Source organism: Bradyrhizobium sp. INPA03-11B (assembly GCF_040446015.1).
Taxonomy (GTDB): Bacteria; Pseudomonadota; Alphaproteobacteria; order Rhizobiales; family Xanthobacteraceae; genus Bradyrhizobium; species Bradyrhizobium macuxiense_A.
On sequence record NZ_JASGSR010000099.1, the window covers coordinates 12388 to 30477 of the forward strand.

17 protein-coding genes and 1 other RNA gene are annotated in these 18090 nt (G+C 64.8%); 9 read left to right on the forward strand and 9 right to left on the reverse strand.

The annotated features are described in order from the left end of the window. Window positions 1–125 precede the first annotated feature (125 nt). The 3 genes from hrpB (at window position 126) to QMZ05_RS30720 (ending at window position 5084) form a co-directional block, all read left to right on the forward strand. Complete coding sequence (gene hrpB / locus QMZ05_RS30710; protein WP_353704161.1) at window positions 126–2660, forward strand: ATP-dependent helicase HrpB; 2535 nt, start codon at window positions 126–128, stop codon at window positions 2658–2660. A gap of 282 nt (window positions 2661–2942) precedes the next feature. Beyond that, window positions 2943–4394, forward strand: a complete 1452-nt coding sequence (locus QMZ05_RS30715; RefSeq protein WP_353704162.1) for an NCS1 family nucleobase:cation symporter-1 — start codon at window positions 2943–2945, stop codon at window positions 4392–4394. 177 nt (window positions 4395–4571) lie between these two features. Beyond that, window positions 4572–5084, forward strand: coding sequence for a TIGR02281 family clan AA aspartic protease (locus QMZ05_RS30720; RefSeq protein WP_128970496.1), 513 nt, complete (start codon window positions 4572–4574; stop codon window positions 5082–5084). A 308-nt stretch (window positions 5085–5392) separates the two neighbouring features. Here the strand turns inward: QMZ05_RS30720 and QMZ05_RS30725 are convergent, their stop codons facing one another. The 3 genes from QMZ05_RS30725 to QMZ05_RS30735 are packed head-to-tail and all read right to left on the reverse strand — an operon-like array spanning window position 5393 to window position 7101. Next, window positions 5393–5878, reverse strand: a complete 486-nt coding sequence (locus QMZ05_RS30725) for a hypothetical protein (RefSeq protein WP_353704163.1) — start codon at window positions 5876–5878, stop codon at window positions 5393–5395. Window positions 5879–5887: 9 nt separating this feature from the next. Then, window positions 5888–6607, reverse strand: coding sequence for a hypothetical protein (locus tag QMZ05_RS30730; RefSeq protein ID WP_353704164.1), 720 nt, complete (start codon window positions 6605–6607; stop codon window positions 5888–5890). Window positions 6608–6612: 5 nt separating this feature from the next. Continuing rightward, window positions 6613–7101: a hypothetical protein gene (locus tag QMZ05_RS30735; RefSeq protein WP_353704165.1), complete on the reverse strand. Its 489-nt coding sequence runs from the start codon at window positions 7099–7101 to the stop codon at window positions 6613–6615. On the opposite strand from QMZ05_RS30735, the gene QMZ05_RS30740 reads away from it, so the two are divergent. After that, window positions 7091–8590 (forward strand): phosphomannomutase/phosphoglucomutase, encoded by a 1500-nt coding sequence (locus QMZ05_RS30740; protein ID WP_353704166.1) that lies wholly within the window; start codon window positions 7091–7093, stop codon window positions 8588–8590. The genes QMZ05_RS30735 and QMZ05_RS30740 overlap by 11 nt on opposite strands. 221 nt (window positions 8591–8811) lie before the next feature. On the opposite strand, the gene QMZ05_RS30745 is transcribed toward QMZ05_RS30740, so the two are convergent. The 6 genes from QMZ05_RS30745 to QMZ05_RS30770 all read right to left on the reverse strand — a co-directional run bounded on the left by QMZ05_RS30745 (window position 8812) and on the right by QMZ05_RS30770 (window position 13792). Continuing rightward, window positions 8812–10278, reverse strand: a complete 1467-nt coding sequence (locus tag QMZ05_RS30745) for a methyl-accepting chemotaxis protein (RefSeq protein WP_353704167.1) — start codon at window positions 10276–10278, stop codon at window positions 8812–8814. Further along, entirely contained in the window at window positions 10259–10570 is a 312-nt protein-coding gene (locus QMZ05_RS30750) for a hypothetical protein (RefSeq protein ID WP_353704168.1), read from the reverse strand. The genes QMZ05_RS30745 and QMZ05_RS30750 overlap by 20 nt, the downstream gene beginning before the upstream one ends. A 156-nt stretch (window positions 10571–10726) precedes the next feature. Beyond that, the gene (locus QMZ05_RS30755; RefSeq protein ID WP_076864535.1) at window positions 10727–11227 is read right to left on the reverse strand and encodes an Lrp/AsnC family transcriptional regulator; all 501 of its coding nucleotides are present in this window, start codon (window positions 11225–11227) and stop codon (window positions 10727–10729) included. Between the two features lie 76 nt (window positions 11228–11303). Then, window positions 11304–12251 (reverse strand): sugar kinase, encoded by a 948-nt coding sequence (locus QMZ05_RS30760; RefSeq protein WP_074130981.1) that lies wholly within the window; start codon window positions 12249–12251, stop codon window positions 11304–11306. Between the two features lie 164 nt (window positions 12252–12415). After that, window positions 12416–13366: an NAD(+) diphosphatase gene (nudC, locus tag QMZ05_RS30765; RefSeq protein ID WP_353704169.1), complete on the reverse strand. Its 951-nt coding sequence runs from the start codon at window positions 13364–13366 to the stop codon at window positions 12416–12418. Between the two features lie 6 nt (window positions 13367–13372). Further along, a complete protein-coding gene (locus QMZ05_RS30770) occupies window positions 13373–13792 on the reverse strand; it encodes an HIT family protein (RefSeq protein WP_050419929.1) in 420 nt (139 codons plus the stop codon). 111 nt (window positions 13793–13903) lie between these two features. On the opposite strand from QMZ05_RS30770, the gene ffs reads away from it, so the two are divergent. The 5 genes from ffs to QMZ05_RS30795 all read left to right on the forward strand — a co-directional run bounded on the left by ffs (window position 13904) and on the right by QMZ05_RS30795 (window position 17673). After that, window positions 13904–14000: signal recognition particle sRNA small type (ffs, locus tag QMZ05_RS30775), an RNA gene on the forward strand. Window positions 14001–14111: 111 nt separating this feature from the next. After that, entirely contained in the window at window positions 14112–15953 is a 1842-nt protein-coding gene (locus QMZ05_RS30780; RefSeq protein WP_353704170.1) for a DNA polymerase III subunit gamma/tau, read from the forward strand. A 21-nt stretch (window positions 15954–15974) separates the two neighbouring features. Then, window positions 15975–16295 carry a YbaB/EbfC family nucleoid-associated protein gene (locus tag QMZ05_RS30785; RefSeq protein ID WP_353704171.1) on the forward strand — a complete coding sequence of 107 codons (321 nt, stop codon included), beginning with the start codon at window positions 15975–15977 and terminating at the stop codon, window positions 16293–16295. A 97-nt stretch (window positions 16296–16392) separates the two neighbouring features. After that, the gene (gene recR, locus QMZ05_RS30790; protein WP_353704172.1) at window positions 16393–16998 is read left to right on the forward strand and encodes a recombination mediator RecR; all 606 of its coding nucleotides are present in this window, start codon (window positions 16393–16395) and stop codon (window positions 16996–16998) included. Between the two features lie 297 nt (window positions 16999–17295). Further along, the gene (locus tag QMZ05_RS30795; protein ID WP_353704173.1) at window positions 17296–17673 is read left to right on the forward strand and encodes a hypothetical protein; all 378 of its coding nucleotides are present in this window, start codon (window positions 17296–17298) and stop codon (window positions 17671–17673) included. Window positions 17674–18090 lie beyond the last annotated feature (417 nt).

Consider the following 18090-nt stretch of genomic DNA (forward strand, 5'->3'; position numbering starts at 1 on the left):
GCCCTGTCCTCGGTTCCCTGGACCAGGCGAATGGTCTAAGAGGCCCGGAAATCCTAAAAGAATCCGACGTTCGTTAACCACAGGACGCAAGGCTGGCCGATCGCCATGGCCTGCGATGAGACTCCTTGCCGCACCATTTCGATAGCCCGCTGCCGATCGACGCCGTGCTCGATGAGCTCGACCGCACGCTCGATCGCCACAATGCCGCAGTGCTGGTCGCGCCGCCGGGCGCCGGCAAGACCACGCGCGTGCCGCTGGCGTTGCTCGATGCGCCCTGGGCCAAGGGCAAAAAGATCATCGTGCTGGAGCCGCGCCGCATCGCCGCGCGCGCCAGCGCCGAGCGGATGGCGAAGACGCTGGGTGAGCGTCCCGGCGAGACCGTCGGCTATCGGGTCCGCTTCGGCTCGAAGGTGTCGCGGGCGACGCGGATCGAGGTCGTCACCGAGGGCATCTTCTCGCGCCAGATCCTCGACGATCCCGAGCTGAACGGCGTCGCCGCGGTGCTGTTCGACGAATTCCACGAGCGTTCGCTCGATGCCGATCTCGGGCTGGCGCTGGCGCGCGACGCGCAGACCGGCCTGCGCGAAGACTTACGCATCCTCGTGATGTCGGCAACGCTCGACGGCGCGCGCGTCGCAAAGCTGCTCGGCGACGCGCCTGTGGTCGAGAGCGAGGGCCGTGCCTTCCCGGTCGAGACCCGTTACGTCGGCCGCAAGGTCGATGCGCCTATCGAGCGGCAGATGGCCGAGACGATCGCGACCGCGCTGCGCGCCGATGCCGGCTCGGTGCTCGCCTTCCTGCCGGGCGCTGCCGAAATCCGCCGCACGCAAACGTTTCTCACTGAGCGCGTGCACGACGCTGCGGTCGAGATCGTGCCGCTGTTCGGCGCGCTCGATGCATCCGTGCAGGATCGCGCCATCGCGCCGGCGCCGAAGGGGATTCGCAAGGTGGTGCTGGCGACCTCGATCGCCGAGACCTCGCTGACCATCGAGGGCGTGCGCATCGTGGTCGATTCCGGCCTGGCGCGGGTGCCGCGCTACGAGCCGGATATCGCGCTGACTCGGCTCGAGACGGTGCGGGCCTCGCGCGCCGCGGTCGATCAGCGCCGCGGCCGCGCCGGCCGTATCGAGCCCGGCATCTGCTATCGCCTCTGGGACGAGCCGCAGACCGCGTCGCTTCCGGCCTACACTGCGCCCGAGATCCTTTCGGCCGATCTGTCCTCGCTGGTGCTCGACCTCGCGCAATGGGGCGTCAGCGATCCCTCAGGCTTCGCTTTCCTCGACCCGCCGCCGGGACCGGCACTGAAGGAAGCGCGATCGCTGCTGTCGGAGCTCGGCGCGCTCGATGGCGATGGCCGCATCACCGAAGAGGGCCAGAGCCTGCGCGCGCTGGCGCTGCCGCCGCGGCTGGCACGCATGATCGTGGATTCGGCGCGCTTCGGCATGGGTGAGGAGGCGGCCGAGATCGCCGCCGTGCTGACCGAGCGCGGGCTCGGCGGCGACAGCGTCGATCTCGACGTCAGGCTCGACCAGTTCCGTCGCGACCGCTCGCAGCGCGCATCGAGCGCGCGCAACATGGCCGCGCGCTGGGCCTCGCAGGTGGGGAGGTCTGAGAGACTTTCTTCTCCCTCCCCCCTTGTGGGGGAGGGCCGGGGAGGGGGGCCCGCAAAGGCAGTGTCTGCCGATAGCGGCGATCTCTCCACCGGCGTCATGCTGGCTTTCGCGTTTCCGGACCGCGTCGCGAAGAACCGCGGCAACGGCAGCTTCGTGCTGGCCAATGGCCGCGGTGCCGCCGTCGAGCAGACCGCGGCGCTGGCGCGGCTGCCCACTATCGCGGTCGCCGAACTGACCGGCACGGCCGCGAGCGGCCGCATCCTGCTGGCGGCGCCGATCACCCAGGACGAGATCGAGCAGCGCTTTGCCGACCAGATCGAGAATGTCGAGGAGGTGACGTTCGACCGCGGCGCGATGGCGCTGCGCGCGCGCCGCCGGCGTTCGCTGCACGCGATCACCCTGTCGGAAGCTCCCATGCCGCTCAAGCCATCGGCCGAGACCGCGCGCGTGTTCGCCGACGGCCTGATCGCGGCGGGCCTCGACCGCTTGCCGTGGTCGAAGCACTCGAAACAATGGCGCGACCGCGTCATGTTCCTGCGCAAGGCCGAAGACGAGAGCTGGCCTGATCTGTCGGATGCCGCGCTTGCCGCGCGTGCCGAGGACTGGCTGGTGGGCGCGCTCTACGACAAGACTGCGCTAAAGGATCTGTCGGCCGGCGACCTGTCGGACGCGCTGCTGGCGCTGCTGCCGTGGGAGCTGCGTGCGCGGCTCGATCGCGAGGCGCCGACGCATTTCGAGGCGCCGACCGGAACGCAGCTTGCGATCGACTACGAGGCCGAGCAGGGCCCGACCATTGCGGTCAGGCTGCAGGAGCTGTTCGGGCTCAACACCCATCCCTCGATCGCCAAGGGCGCGGTGCCGCTGGTGCTGGAGCTGCTGTCGCCGGCGCAGCGGCCGGTGCAGGTGACGCGCGATCTGCCGGGCTTCTGGCGCGGCAGTTACGCCGCGGTGCGTTCCGACCTGCGCGGCCGCTACCCGCGCCACCCCTGGCCGGAAGATCCCGCCAGCGCGATGCCGACCAGGCGCGTGAAACCACGCGGCACCTGACTTTTTGCGAGTTCCTTAGGTGACCCACGATTAGCACCAAACATTCAGTGTCGTCCCTGCGAAAGCAGGGACCCATAGCCACGGGGTTGGGCCGTTGAAGACCGCTGTGGCCACAGCGTCGCGCAACTATGACCTTTAGTGGTTATGGGTCCCTGCTTGCGCAGGGACGACGGGTCGCAAAGATTCACATCTCGGAGGTCTGGCTCTGGCGAGCGCTGGCAAACGGTGGTTAGATTTGCGGGCTGGGATGGGATCACGGGCTCGCACATTGGGGACGCTGCCATGGAGATCAAGAACGCATCGCCGTCGCTGTACAACGAGGACCTGGCGCCGGCCAGGGAACGCAACTGGGGCGCCTTCAGCATCTTCAACGTCTGGACCTCCGACGTTCACAGCCTCTGGGGCTATTATCTTGCCGCCAGCCTGTTCCTGCTCTGCGGCAGCTTCGTCAACTTCATCCTCGCGATCGGCGTCGGCTCGCTGGTGATCTTCGTGCTGATGAGCCTGATCGGCAATGCCGGGGTCAGGACCGGCGTGCCCTATCCGGTGCTGGCGCGCGCGTCGTTCGGGGTCTGGGGCGCCAACATTCCGGCGCTGGTGCGCGCTATCGTCGCCTGTTTCTGGTATGGCGCGCAGACTGCGGCCGCCTCGGGCGCGATCGTCGCGCTGCTGACGCGGATCGACAGCTTCAAGGCGTTCCACCAGTCCAGCCACATGCTCGGCCATTCCACGCTCGAGGTGATCTGCTTCGTCGTGATCTGGGCGCTGCAGCTGCTGATCATCCAGCGCGGCATGGAGACGGTGCGGCGCTTCCAGGATTGGGCCGGGCCTGCGGTGTGGCTGATGATGCTCATCCTTGCGATCTATCTCTGCATCGCGGCCGGCGGCATCTCGCTCACCGCGCCGATCCCGCAGGACGTGCTGTTGGAGAAGACCAAGGAGGCCGGCGTGCCAGGCGTGCCCGGCTCGTTCCCGGCGCTGTGCGCCGTCGCTGCGACCTGGATCACCTATTTCGCCGCGCTCTATCTCAACTTCTGCGACTTCTCGCGCTATGCGCCTGACGTGCAGGCGCTGCGCAAGGGCAATATCTGGGGCCTGCCGGTCAACCTGATCCTGTTCTCGCTGGTCGCCGGCGTCACCACGATTGCGGCGTTCAACGTCTATCACGAGGTGCTGCTGCATCCCGACCAGATCTCGGCGAAGTTCGACAGCTGGTTCCTGGCGCTGCTCGCCGCCGTCACCTTCGCGGTCGCAACGCTTGGCATCAACGTCGTCGCCAATTTCGTCTCGCCGGCGTTCGATTTCTCCAACGTGTTTCCGCGGCAGATCGACTTCAAGAAGGGCGGCTACATCGCAGCATTGATCGCGCTGGCGCTGTATCCGTTCGCGCCCTGGGAAGGCAGCGCCGCCTCGTTCGTCGGGCTGATCGGCGCGACCATGGGGCCGATCTTCGGGATCATGATGGTCGATTATTATCTGATCGCCAAAGGCCGCGTGAACGTGCCGGCGCTGTATCAGGAGCACGGCGAATATCGCTTCCAGAACGGCTGGAACGTCAGCGCCCTGATCGCAGCAGCGGTCGGTGCCCTGTTCTCGTCGGTGCTGCCGAATTTCACCTCGATCCTGCCGTCCTGGTGGGCGGTCTATGGCTGGTTCTTCGGTGTCGGAATCGCCGGCGCGGTCTATTACGCGCTGCGCGTTGCGATGCCGAGCCCGGTCGCCAGAACTGCCTAAGAGGCCGCCTGACGGCGGCAAATCGGGCGGCCGATGCCATTCGGCCGCTTCAGCGCGTGCGCATTAACCCTTCGCTCATCCTTTTCGCCAAAATGGCAGTCTCGCGCTGCCGCCCTCGCTCGCGGCGCAGCGTCCGGCGTGGTGAAATTGCGTGTTCGGTTTTCCGAGTATGGTGTCATGCGTAACCTGATGATTTTCGCGGCCATCCTGATCGGGCTGGGCACCTTCATGGCCCAGATGGCCAGCAAGATGTCGCCCGCCGCCGCGACCACCGCCAAGCAGAGCATCGCCCCCGCCGTCACGGTGGCGCAGGCCAGTGCCCGCACATTCAGCATTGCGCCCGACCCGCGCGGCCATTTCGCGACCGACGGCCGGATCGACGGCCAGCGCATCAACTTCATGGTCGACACCGGCGCCTCCGTGGTGGCCCTGAACGAGACCTCGGCCGCGCGCTTCGGGCTGCGCCCGGTGCCGGGCGACTACACCTCGCGCGTCACCACCGCCAACGGCACCATCAAGGCCGCCCGCGCCCACATCGCCATGATCGAGATCGGCGGCCTCACCGTGCGCGACGTCGACGCGCTGGTGCTGCCGGACGAGGCGCTGTCGGAGAACCTGCTCGGCCTGTCCTTCCTGTCGAAGCTGAAGCGCTTCGAATACGCCAACGGCAAGCTGCTGCTGGAGCAGTAAGCCCGATTGGCATCAAAGCCCTGTCCAGGTCTTCCGCAGACCAAATCTTCCACTGACCAGGTCTTCCGCTGAAAGTCTTCTTCTGTGAGGCGGATCGTCTCCTCGGAACGGCGGAGATTCCGTCGAAATTGATGAGGCGGACATATAAGTCGCCTCAAGAGCGTTCAGAACGCTATTTGTTCACATTTTGGGAATGAGAAGATAGTCGAGTCGATCTTCGCGACGGCGCGGCATTTGCGCCAGACGTTCGCGGGCAACGTCAGACCAGAGGCGCTTTCGCAGAGTGTCGAGCCGATCTCGCGGCGCACCTACTGTAAGTCCCTATTGTACTCCCTAATTTCGTGATCCTGATCGTCGACATTCGGATAGCGCTCAATCTGATAACAGGAAATCTCATCACCCAATTTGTATATCGAGCGTTTTACACGCTCGTCGTTGTCCGGCGATTTTCCAATAAGAGATATGCCCAGACCGTGATCGTCACCCTCCACCGCTAGCCCATCCATCGCAAAAGAAAAACCGGATAGACACGCTTTCGGCACGTCAGTCCATTGCCCATTGTGTTCAATGCGCATCGAGCGTTCCAACTTTGCGCCAAACCCTTCCTTTTCCGGGTTACGATCGCAAACCGATTTGAGGGAACGAAGCTCGATCCTTGCAAGATCTTGACCTTTGTAATTTTTGAAATTCAAAATCGCAACATCCGCAGCACACCAGGGACTGGAGTTCGCCATACATAACGTTGAACTGGCAAATAGAAGCGATAAAGCTGCAGCGAGCGCGACCGTTTTCATCGACAGGCCTCAATATTTGTATCGATTCCAATCCGGCATCCCCGGGCCCATTGGCTTGCCGTTATGCCAATACATTTTGTACCCATACCAAGATCCAACCCACGCATTGTAGTCTGGAACTTGCTGAGTGTAAGCGCGCGCATTGGCTTTATCTCCATCACTTTCATCCTGACTATCCCAATGCATGTGCCCTCTTGCGACCGCACCGCTATCGCCAAACCCCACGCCACCGCCTAGCGCGCCTTCTTGGTACCCGCGCGCTATCTGATCGTAATAGTATAGTCCGTTGCGTTTGAAGATTTCGACGCCCAGCTCCGGGATAAAGCCTCTCCTCTTGGTCTCTTCCGGGTAATATTGGGCACCAAGGTCTTTCATTTCCTTGAGGGCAGCATCCCATGCGCTCTCCGCGCTTTCGAAGCCGATCCCCGCATTGCGGCTCGGAAAGTCACCACCTTCGGCGCCGCCAAAGCGCTTGATACCGGCGCCGCCACCCGATCCGCTGGGGTTATTGCCAGTCGCCGGCCCGTTGAGGCCGGGCTGACCGGCTCCTGTCGCGGGCTGTTGCGGCGAGGTTTGCGGCTGCGCTGGTTGAGTCGGTGTCGGCGGCTGTTGAATCTGCGCCTGTTGAGCAGGGCCATCCGCGGCGAACGGATCGTAGTCAACGGGAACGAGCGAGTAGTCATCGAAATCCGGCTGATGGTCCACCGGCACCAGAGAGTAATCAGGCATGATCATCACCTACAGATATTGCGGACAGCTTCGGGTGAGCCCGTGCGTGACCGCACCTCGCAGAGAGGGCTGGGTTGGCTTTGGATGTTTGAAGGCAAGTCCTTGAAGGCAAAGTCCTTGAAGGCAAAGTCCTTGAAGGCAAAGTGCTTGAAGGATGGCTTGCGCGATGGCGCGGAAGGGTCGCTTCCGGTTCGGCTTGCCCATCGTCTTCGCCGGGCGCCGGTCTGTCGGTCGGGGCGGCCCTGCCTGTCCTTGCCTGGCACCACACCCCCTGCAGAAACCATGCTGGGTCGGAGCGATGAGCGGTCAAGCAGCTCGTAGGGCATAACAGCGCGGCGTATTGCGCCGCCGTGCAGGTGTTTCGCCGACGCCAAATCTGCCGCAATTATTAGCCACAAGCCGTCAATCCTGCCTTCCACCGCGGCGATGCATTCGCTAAAGCCAGCGGCATTGTTGCTCCGCATTTCCACGAGGCCGTTTCTGATGTTTCCCAAGCCGAAATCCGTGCTGGTCCCGAACACCTATGCCTTCGAATCCGAGCCGATGGTGAAGCCGACCGGGTTTCGCGAATACGACGCGCGCTGGCTGTTCAACAAGGAGATCAACCTGATGGGAGTGCAGGCGCTGGGCATGGGGCTCGGCGCGCTGATCGCGGAGCTCGGCGTCCGCCAAGAGATCGTCACCGGTCACGATTTCCGCGGCTATTCCGCCTCGATCAAATACGCGTTGATCTCGGGCCTGATGGCGGCGGGCTGCAAGGTGCATGACATCGGCCTCGCGGTGACGCCGATGGCCTATTTCGCGCAGTTCGATCTCGACGTGCCCTGTGTCGCGATGGTCACCGCCTCGCACAACGACAACGGCTGGACCGGCGTCAAGATGGGCGCCAACCGTCCGCTCACCTTCGGCCCCGACGAGATGACGCGGCTGAAAGAGATCGTGCTCAATGCCGCGTTTCACAACAAGGCCGGCGGCTCCTACCAGTTTCACGAGAATTATCCGGCGCGCTACATCGCCGACCTCACCAGCCGGCCGAAGCTGAAGCGCAAGCTGAAGGTGGTGGCGGCCTGCGGCAACGGCACCTCGGGCGCATTCGCGCCGCAGGTGCTGGAGGCGATCGGCTGCGAGGTGATTCCGCTCGACACCGAGCTCGATCACACCTTCCCGAAATACAATCCGAACCCGGAAGACATGGAGATGCTGCACGCGATCCGCGATGCGGTGCTGGCGCACAAGGCCGATGTCGGCCTCGGCTTCGATGGCGACGGCGACCGCTGCGGCGTGGTCGACAACACCGGCGAGGAGATCTTCGCCGACAAGGTCGGCGTCATGCTGGCGCGCGACATGTCGGCGATCAACGCCAACGCGCAGTTCGTCGTCGACGTGAAGTCGACCGGGCTGTTCGTGACCGATCCGGTGTTGCAGAAGCAGGGCGCCAACACGGTCTACTGGAAAACCGGGCATTCCTACATGAAGCGCCGCACCAACGAGCTCGGCGCGCTCGCCGGCTTCGAGAAGTCGGGCCATTTCTTCTTCAAAAAGCCGTTCGGGCGCGGCTATGACGACGGCCTGGTGTCGGCGATCGCGATCTGCGAGATGCTCGACCGCGCTCCCGGCAAGTCGATGGCCGATCTGAAGGACGCGCTGCCGAAGACCTGGTCGTCGCCGACCATGTCGCCGCATTGCGCCGACGAGGCGAAATACGGCGTGGTCGATGCCGTGGTGAAGCACTTCGAGACATTGCAGCAGAACGGCGCGCAGGTCGCGGGCCAGAACATCCGCGATCTCGTCACCGTCAACGGCGTGCGCGTCACGGTCGAGGACGGCAGCTGGGGCCTGGTGCGGGCATCCTCGAACAAGCCGGAGCTCGTGGTCGTGGTGGAAAGCCCGGTCAGCGAGCAGCGCATGCGCGACATGTTCGAGGCGATGGATTCGGTGCTGCGCACGCATCCCGAGGTCGGCGAGTACAATCAGAAGATCTGAGGCGGGGCTCGCTCCAAGCAAGCTGTCATCACCCGGCTTGACCGGGTGATCCAGTACGCCGCGGCCTCTCGATCGAAAATAACTGCCTCTGGAATACTGGATCGCCCGGTTCCGTCTTCGCCAAGGCTTCGACGAGGCCATGAGTCCCTGGCGCGCCGAAGCTTTAGCGGAGGCGGCGAGCCGGGCGATGACAGCGAGGCTGGTCGACGATCTCGCCGTCCTCACGCCGCCCGCAGCGAGGCCAGGAAGCGGTCCAGCTCGGTCTTCAGCCATTCCGACTGCGAGGTCAGGCCGTTCGCCGCGTCGAGCAATTGCGCGGTGGCGCCGCCGGCCTGTTCGGAGGCGCGATTGACGTTGAGGATGCCCTTGTTGACGTCGCGCGTGCGGTCGGCGGCCTGCTGCAAATTGCTGGAGATCTCGCGGGTCGCCGCGCCCTGTTGATCGACGGCGGCGGCGATCTCGCCGGAGACGTGGTCGATTTCCGCGATGGTGGTGCCGATGGTCCCGATCGCGCTGACGGCGGCACCGGTCGCGTTCTGGATATCCTGGATCTGAACCGAGATCTCCTCGGTTGCCTTGGCGGTCTGGCTGGCCAGCGCCTTGACCTCGCTCGCCACGACCGCAAATCCGCGGCCATGCTCGCCGGCGCGCGCCGCCTCGATGGTCGCGTTCAGGGCGAGCAGGTTGGTCTGGCTGGCGATGCTCTGGATCAACGTCACCACCTCGCCGATCTTCTGCGTGCCGGCGGCGAGACCCTGGACCACGGTGTTGGTGCGGCGTGCCTCGTCGGCGGCCTTGGCGGCGATCCGCGCCGAGCACGTCACCTGCTCGGCGATGCTGTTGATCGAGGCCGTCAGCTCCTCGGTCGCCGACGCCACGGTTTCCACGTTGCTTGAGGCCAACGTCGATGCGGAGGCGGCGGCGGTGGCCTGGCGCATGGTTTCCGCGTTGCTGCCGTTCATCGTTGCCGAGAGGCCCTGCATTGCGTTCGCCGCCACCGCGACTGCCTCGACGACCTCGCCGATCTTGCGCTCGAAGCCGGCAGCGAGCTCGCGCCGCGCGGCATCGCGGTTCTGCTTGGCTTGTTCGGCCTCAAGGCGTTCGGCATTGGCGCGGGCTTCCGCGGCTCCGGCGGCCTCGGCTTCGGCCGCCTTCTGCGCCGACGTCTTGAACAGTTCGGCAAGCGTATGCGCGAGCCAGATCAGCACGCCGGCCTCGATCAAGAGGATCGCGGCGTGCAGAACGACGCGGCCGAAATCGGCGCCGCCGGGATAGATCGCGGCCGGCAGGATGAAGTTCAGCGTCAAATGATGCAGGGCAACGGCCGCGGTGCCGGCGACGATCGGCCGATAGTCGCAATAGGCGACCAGGCACGCCAGCGCGGCGAAGAAGTACATGTGCATGTCGACCTGCCAGCGCTGGCCGGCGAACTGGTAGACCAGCATCGACACGCCACCCATCAGGGCCACGGCAACGATCAGGCGGGTCGAAACGCCGTTCCCCGACATGCGCCACGAGGCGGTCGCGGCGAGCGCCATCGCGACCATGAAGCCGGCCGGGATCAGCCAGTCGGTGTGCAGCGACATCCCGACGATGACTGCGATCGGAACGTGCAGCCAGAGCACCACGAGCAGGATCTTGCTGGCCGTCTCGCGCAGGGCGGCCATTTCATCGCCTTCGAAGGTCATTCCCAACCCCCAGATCGTCGTTCGCCTTGAAGCAGCCAGCGATCGCCTGCGGATCCATAGTCAGCAGGGCGCCCGCCTCGTACAGCCGGCGCAGCCCGCCATCGCGGTCAGGCCGCACCACCAGCAGGGCCGGAATGGCGGTCATCCGAACGATCGACGCATTGGCGGACGCGGCGGCCATCAGCGCGCGCTCGGCGCGCCACCACGGCGGAAACGCCACGGCCACCACGTCGCTGCCCGCACGCACCTGCAACGACAGCATTGCGATCGCGATCCAGCTCGCAATCAGCAATGCAGCCGCGCCCAGCCATGCGGGCCGTCGGCTCGCTGGGATGATCTCCCCCGGCACCATGGCAGCACAATACCGCTGCTGGCGCTAACTTCCGGTAAATGCCGTGCAGGCGAACTACCTGGGGGCGTATCGACGTTCGTATGAGAGCGGCGGCGGTTACGCCGCGGGCACCGGCAGCGCCGTCACCGACTTGATCTTCTCCATCGCAAAGCGCGAGGTGACGTTCTTCAGCGGCACGGCCGAGATCAGCTTCTTGTAGAACACGTCGTAGGCCTGCATGTCCGCGACCACGACGCGCAGCATGTAGTCGACGTCGCCGGCCATCCGGTAGAACTCCATCACCTCGGGCATGGCGCTGACCGCGTCGGCGAATTTGCGCAGCCAGGCTTCCGAATGGTCGGCGCTCTCGACCGAGACGAACACCGAGATTCCGAGCCCGATCTTGTTCTGATCGACCAGCGCCACGCGGCGCAGGATCACGCCGTCGGCCTCCAGCCGCTGGATGCGCTTCCAGCATGGGGTCGACGACAGCCCGACCCGGTCACCGATTTCGGCGACGGAGAGCGAGGCATCCTCCTGCAACACGGTCAGGATCTTGCGATCGATCGCGTCAAGGCGGCGGTTGTTGTCATGAAGCTGAACGGCGACGTCGGTCATAGAAGAAAGTTCCACATGAAGGTTCTATATCCCTCATATAGAGAAGAATCTTCCAAATCAAGCGATTCGTGACCGGTCAGGCCGGCCGGGCGTCGGCGTGTTCGCCCAAAAACGCTTCAACTTCAGTACGTTGCGGTGCGGCATAAGCGCCGCCGAAGCGGGTGCATTTCAGTGCTGCCGCGGCGGACGCAAAGCGCAGCGCCTGCCGCAGCTCCTGCTTCTCGGTGATGGCGAGGGCAAACGCGCCGTGGAAGACGTCGCCGGCCCCGAGCGTGTCGACGGTATGGACCGGGAAGGCCGGGCTCTCCTCGAGCTCGCCCTGCTCATTGAGAAAGATCGTGCCCTTCGGGCCGCGGGTGCCGGCCAGGAAGGAGGGGGTGAGCTTGGCGAGCTTGTGCAGCGCCTGGCCGTCGTCGGTGACGTCGGCGGTCTCCTGCAGCGGCTCGCTGGAAAACACCAGATGGGAGGAGGCGGTGAGCAGCCCTTCCCGCATCGACATCGCACGGTCGACGTCGACCACCACGGGAATGCCGCGCCTGACGGCCTCGGCACACAGCTCGGTGCAGAACGGGGCGCACCGGCTCTCGGTCAGGATCGCCGCGCAATCCTCCAGCAGCAGCTCGGTCGGCGGCAGCTTGACCTTCCAGAGCTCGGGATCGCGGAACGTGACGATGGTCCGCTCGCCGGTGTCGTCGATCATGATCGCCGAGATCGGGGTGACCAGGTCCGGCATGTGGATCAGATGGTTGGTCTCGATGCCTTCCTCGGCCAGCTTGTCGAAAATGTAGCGGCTCGAGGTCTCCCGCGAATCACCCATCGGCCCGCAGATCGAGGCGCGGCCGCCGAGCCGGACGATGCCGATCGCGGCGTTCAGCGCGTTGCCGCCGCAGATCTCGTCGAAATGCGTCGCATTCTCCTTGGAGCCGCGCGCCGGAACGTTGACGCGGAAGGTCAGGTCGCGCACCGGCAGGCCGATGCAGAGGATGCGGGGCGGGACTTTCGGGGCGCCGTCTTGAAAATTCATGCAGGGGTCCGTGGCAATGGTTCCAAGCGCGATGATCGTCATCGCGCTCTAGCTCATTGTTTGAGCATGATCTTTTCGGAAAACCGCTTCGCACTTTTCCGGATCATGCTCCAACTGGCACAATCATTGTCCAGTCTAATCGGCAGAACGATGTCCGGTTCCCGTTATTGGTCCAACGGGTTTCGGTGGTGTACCCAGCGGCCGAGCAAATGATGGGCAATCGCGAACGGATGCGGGCCGGCGAGGCCGTCGGGGTGCTGGCGCTTGAGCATCAGCGCCGCCTCGGCATGGTCGAACCACCGCGCATCTTCCAGCTCGGTGCGGTCGACCACGATGTCCTCGTTGGTCGCGCGCGCGGTGCAGCCGATCATCAGCGATGACGGGTAGGGCCAGGGCTGCGTCATGTAATAATTGACGTCGGTGCAGCGGATGCCGGACTCCTCGAAAATCTCGCGCCGCACCGCGTCCTCGATGGTCTCGGCGGCCTCGACGAAGCCGGCGAGGCAGGAATACATCCCGGGCATGAACTGCTTCTGGCGGCCGAGCAGCACCTTGTCGCCTGATGTGACCAGCATGATCACGACCGGATCGGTGCGCGGAAAATGCTCGGCCTTGCAGCTCGGGCATTCGCGCTTCCAGCCGCCCTCTCGCATCGCCGTGCGGGTGCCGCAGTTCGGACAGAAGCCGTGGCGCTGATGCCAGGTCACCATCGATTTCGCCATCGCGATCGCCGACAGCTGCTCCGGCGGCACCACGCCCTGCATCGCCATGCCGCGCAATTCGGTGATCGCAACGTCGGCGCGCCCGACCAGCTTCTCGGCCGCCTGCGGCGCGATTCCCATGCCGAAGATCGGTGCCGCATCGCGCAAGCCCAGGAAGATCGTGCCGGGATTGGCGCCGTAGCTGCGGGCCTCTTCCAGCGAGAGCAGCGCGCGGGCGCCGCCTTCCTCCTGCTTCACCACCAGCGAGTCGCGATAGATCACATAGGCTCGCGCCTCGCGATGGCCCTCCAGCGCGAACAGCTTCTCGTCATTGCTGCGCAGATGCGCGGCGCGGTCCAGCACATGGGTGACGAAGGCCGGCTGGCCGAGCGGAAATGAATCGGATGCGGACATTGAAATTCAACCCAACCAGATCTTGCGGCGAAGCGCGCTGATGAAATTCTGCACTTCCTCGGCGTCATGCGCCAGCGGCGGCATCACGCCCCAAACGGGACGCGGCCATGCAGCGTCGCTGGTACGGCGCGCGATGATATGGACGTGAAGCTGCGGGACGAGGTTGCCGAGGGCTGCGACATTCAGCTTGTCGCATTTGGTGACCTCTTTGAGCGCCCGCGAGACGCGGGTGATCTCGGTCATCAGCTGCGCCTGCTCGACCTCGTCGAGGTCGATGATCTCGACCGCGCCGTCGCGCCGCGGCACCAGCAGCAGCCAAGGATAATGCGCATCCTTGATGACGAGCACCTTGCACAACGGCAGGTCGCCGATGTCGATGGTGTCTTTTTTGAGCTGCGAATGCAGCGACCAATTGGAGGCGGGCATGGGGGGCAAATAATGCCTTTCCGTGTTCCCAGACAAGCCCCGCAAAGCCAAGCCCCACAAAGCCGGTCAGGCCGCTTGCTTTCCGGCGCTTTTGGCCCCAAATAGGGACCGGGAGATTGGCGGTGGACGAGCCACTCGCCAACCGGGTCAGGTCCGGAAGGAAGCAGCCCTAACGAGGTCCGGATCGGGTCGCTCGTCAGTCTCCTACCTGTTTTTCCGAGCGAATCGCGCTGGAATGGCGGTCTCCGCGCCCGGCGCTCGATTTCGGCTCTCATCCGCACGCCGGCTGCAAGAGACCCTTAACGTTGCGGATCGACGCATGAATGACGCTGGCGCCCCCTCCCAACCGTCCGACGGCGCAGGCCAGAGCGGCTTCGATCTCGGCGGCGCGCCGGATACCGCCAAGCCCTACCGCGTTCTCGCCCGCAAATACCGCCCTTCCAGCTTCGAGGACCTGATCGGCCAGGAGGCCATGGTCCGCACCGTCTCGAATGCGTTCGAGACCGGGCGAATTCCCCAGGCCTGGATCCTCACCGGCGTCCGCGGGGTCGGCAAGACCACCACCGCGCGCATCCTCGCCCGTGCCCTGAACTACGCCAAGCCGGACGGCTCGGTGCAGGGGCCGACCATCCACATGCCCGACCTCGGCGTGCACTGCCAGGCGATCATGGAAAGCCGGCACATGGACGTGCTGGAGATGGACGCCGCGTCCCACACCGGCGTCGACGATGTCCGTCAGATCAATGACAGCGTGCGCTATGCGCCGGCCAGCGCGCGCTACAAGGTCTACATCATCGACGAAGTCCACATGCTGTCGACGGCGGCGTTCAACGCCTTCCTGAAGACGCTAGAGGAGCCGCCGGAGCACGCCAAGTTCGTGTTCGCCACCACCGAAATCCGCAAGGTTCCGATCACGGTGCTGTCGCGCTGCCAGCGCTTCGATCTGCGCCGCGTCGAGGCCGACGTGCTGATGAAGCATCTCGGCAATATCGCAACCAAGGAAGGCGTCGAGGTCGAGCCCGAGGCGCTCGGCATCATTGCGCGTGCCGCCGAGGGATCGGTGCGCGATTCGCTGTCGCTGTTCGATCAGGCGATCGCGCATGCCGCCGGCAATGTGAAGGCCGACGCGGTCAGGCAGATGCTCGGCCTCGCCGACCGCACCCGCGTGATCGACCTGTTCGATTCGCTGGCGCGCGGCGATCTCGCCGCCGCCTTCACCGAATTCCGCGCGCAATATGATGTCGGCGCCGATCCGGTGGTGGTGCTGTCCGACCTTGCCGAGTTCGTCAATTTCGTCACCCGCGTGAAGGCGATTCCGGCAACGGCCGACAATGTCGCGTTCGGCGAGACCGAGCGCGTGCGGGCGCGCGAGTTCGCCGCAAAGCTGTCGATGCGGGTGCTGTCGCGGATGTGGCAGATGCTGCTCAAGGGCATCGCCGAGGTGCAGACCGCGACGCGCCCGGCGGCTGCCGCCGAGATGGTGCTGGTGCGGATCGCCTATGTCGCCGATTTGCCGACGCCGGATGAGGCGATCCGGATGATCGAGCAGAATGGCGGCGGCGCGGCGCCCGCGACGTCAGGTTCCGCCGCATCGTCACCGTCACGCGGCGCGCCGACCTCGGCGATATCGGCAATGCCGTCGGCGCCGGTGCGCGCGCCGCAGGCTTCCCCGCGTGCCGATCTCGCCGCGCGTCCCCAAATGGCGGCACCGGTCGCCGATGCTGCCCCGACGCTTCGGATCACGAGCTTTCCGCAGCTGATCGCGCTCGCCGGCGAGAAGCGCGACATCATGACCAAGAGCGCGCTGGAGGCCGACGTGCGGCTGGTGCGCATTGAGGACGGCCAGCTCGAGATCGCGCTCGAGCCGAAGGCGCAGCGCGCGCTCGTCACCGATCTGTCGCGCAAGCTCGAACTGTGGACCGGGCGGCGCTGGACCGTGATCATCTCCAACGAGGCCGGGCAGCCCACGGTGCGTTCGCAGAACGAACTGGCGCGCAGCGAGCACCAGCGCGCGGCGGAGGCCGATCCGCGCGTGCAGGAGGTGCTGGCGCGCTTTCCCGGCACCAAGGTGATCGAGGTCCGCCGCCTTGCCGCCGAGGTTCCGGTGGCGGATGCGACCGGTGAAGACCCGATTGAAACTTCCGACGGCGACGACGATTGATCCGATTACAGGAACGCACACATGGCTGATTTTCTCGGCATGATGAAGCAGGCAGCGCAGCTGCAATCCAAGATGCAGGAGATGCAGGAGCAACTCGGCAATGTCGAGGTCGAGGGCATTTCCGGCGGCGGCCTGGTCAGCGTGCGCATGACCGCGAAGATGGAAGTGAAGGGCATCAAGATCGATCCGTCGCTGATGAAGCCGGAAGAGCGCGAGGTGCTCGAGGATCTCTTGGTCACCGCGCATGGCGATGCCCGCCGCAAGGCCGAGACGGCGATGCAGGAGAAGATGATGGCACTCACCGGCGGGCTCGGCCTGCCGCCGGGATTTGGTCCGACCTAGAGCGCAGCGAGATCGAGATGAATCATCGTGCTTCAGCTCTTTGTTTGAGCATGGCCTTTTCGGAAAACCGCTTCGCACTTTTCCGGGTCATGCTCTAATGGCTGCAAGCGTTGCCGGCCCCGAGATTGAACGCCTGATCCAGCTGCTGGCGCGGCTGCCGGGCTTAGGTCCCCGTTCGGCGCGGCGCGCGGCGCTGCATCTGATCAAGAAACGCGAAGCGCTGATGACGCCGCTGACCGCGGCGCTGCAGGTCGCGATCGACAAGATCCAGGTCTGCAAGACCTGCGGAAACATTGATACACAAAACCCCTGCACGGTGTGCACCGATCCGCGCCGCGATCCCGCGATCATCGTCGTGGTCGCCGACGTCGCCGATCTCTGGGCGCTGGAACGCGCCAATGCGACCAACGGCCGCTATCACGTGCTCGGCGCAACGCTGTCGCCGCTCGACGGCGTCGGTCCGCAGGATCTCACCATCGATCAGCTGGTGGCACGCGCGCACGCGCCCGAGGTCAGCGAGATCATTCTCGCTTTGAATGCGACCGTCGATGGCCAGACCACCGCGCATTACATCACCGACCTGTTGGCGGAAGCCAATGTGCGGGTGACGCGGCTGGCGCATGGCGTGCCGGTCGGCGGAGAGCTTGATTACCTCGACGAAGGTACGCTATCGGCTGCGATGCGGCAGCGGACGCTGTTCTAGAGCATGATCCGGAAAAGTGCGAAGCGGTTTTCCGAAACGATCATGCTCAAACAAAGAGCTAAGGCGCGATGACGATGCAACCTAATCTCATCGCGCCGTAGCGCGCTCGAAGGCCAGACGCGGCAGTGTTTGCGAAGCGATCAGTCACAAGTCGAAAAGATCGCGCTTAAACAAAATGATAGGGTTGGATGACGATTCGGGGACGGTCGTTCACGCTCTGACGAATCAAATACGGAACCAGTGAAAATGACGGCACACCGATTCGGCGTACGCTTGGGCTTTGCGTTTCTGTCGGCAATGTTCGTCGCGCCCGGCGCGATCGCGCAGCAGAGCGATGCGCCGCAGAAGCCCGGCAAGATGATCCACGCCGGCGACGTGCTGTCGGGGGAACTCGGCGTCATGAAGGTGCGCGATGCCAAGAACCGCGGCAAGCGCGTGGCGACCTACCAGATCACCAGCGAGCCGCGCCGCCTGCCGCCGCCGAACGGTCTGTGCAATCTCGAAACCGGGCCGGAAACTTTTCAGCTGATTCCGACCAACGACGCCCAGGCCGCGCAGCTCAAGAGCCTCTCCGGCAAGGCCATCTCGGTGAAGGTCGACGAGGTCGCCTGCGCCAAGGACGCCGGCGAGATGAGCGAAGCCATCGTCACCAAGTGGAGCGTGGTGGCGAAGTAGGGCGTGCCGCAATTGCGGTGTCATCGCCCGGCTCGACCGGGCGATCCAGTACGCCGCGGCTTCTCCGTCGATAACGAACGTCTCTGGAATACTGGATCACCCGCTTTCGCGGGTGATGACAGATGTGGGCTAAACCCGCACCGGCCCAAGCTCCTCGAATGCTCGCGCCGCTGCAGCTGCGGTGTCATCGCCCGGCTTGACCGGGCGATCCAGTACGCCGCGGCTTCTCCGTCGATAACGAATGCCTCTGGAATACTGGATCACCCGCTTTCGCGGGTGATGACAGATGTGGGCTAAACTCGCACCGGCCCAAGCTCCTCGAATGCTCGCGCCGCTGCGGCTGCGGTGTCATCGCCCGGCTTGACCGGGCGATCCAGTACGCCGCGGCTTCTCCGTCGATAACGAATGCCTCTGGAA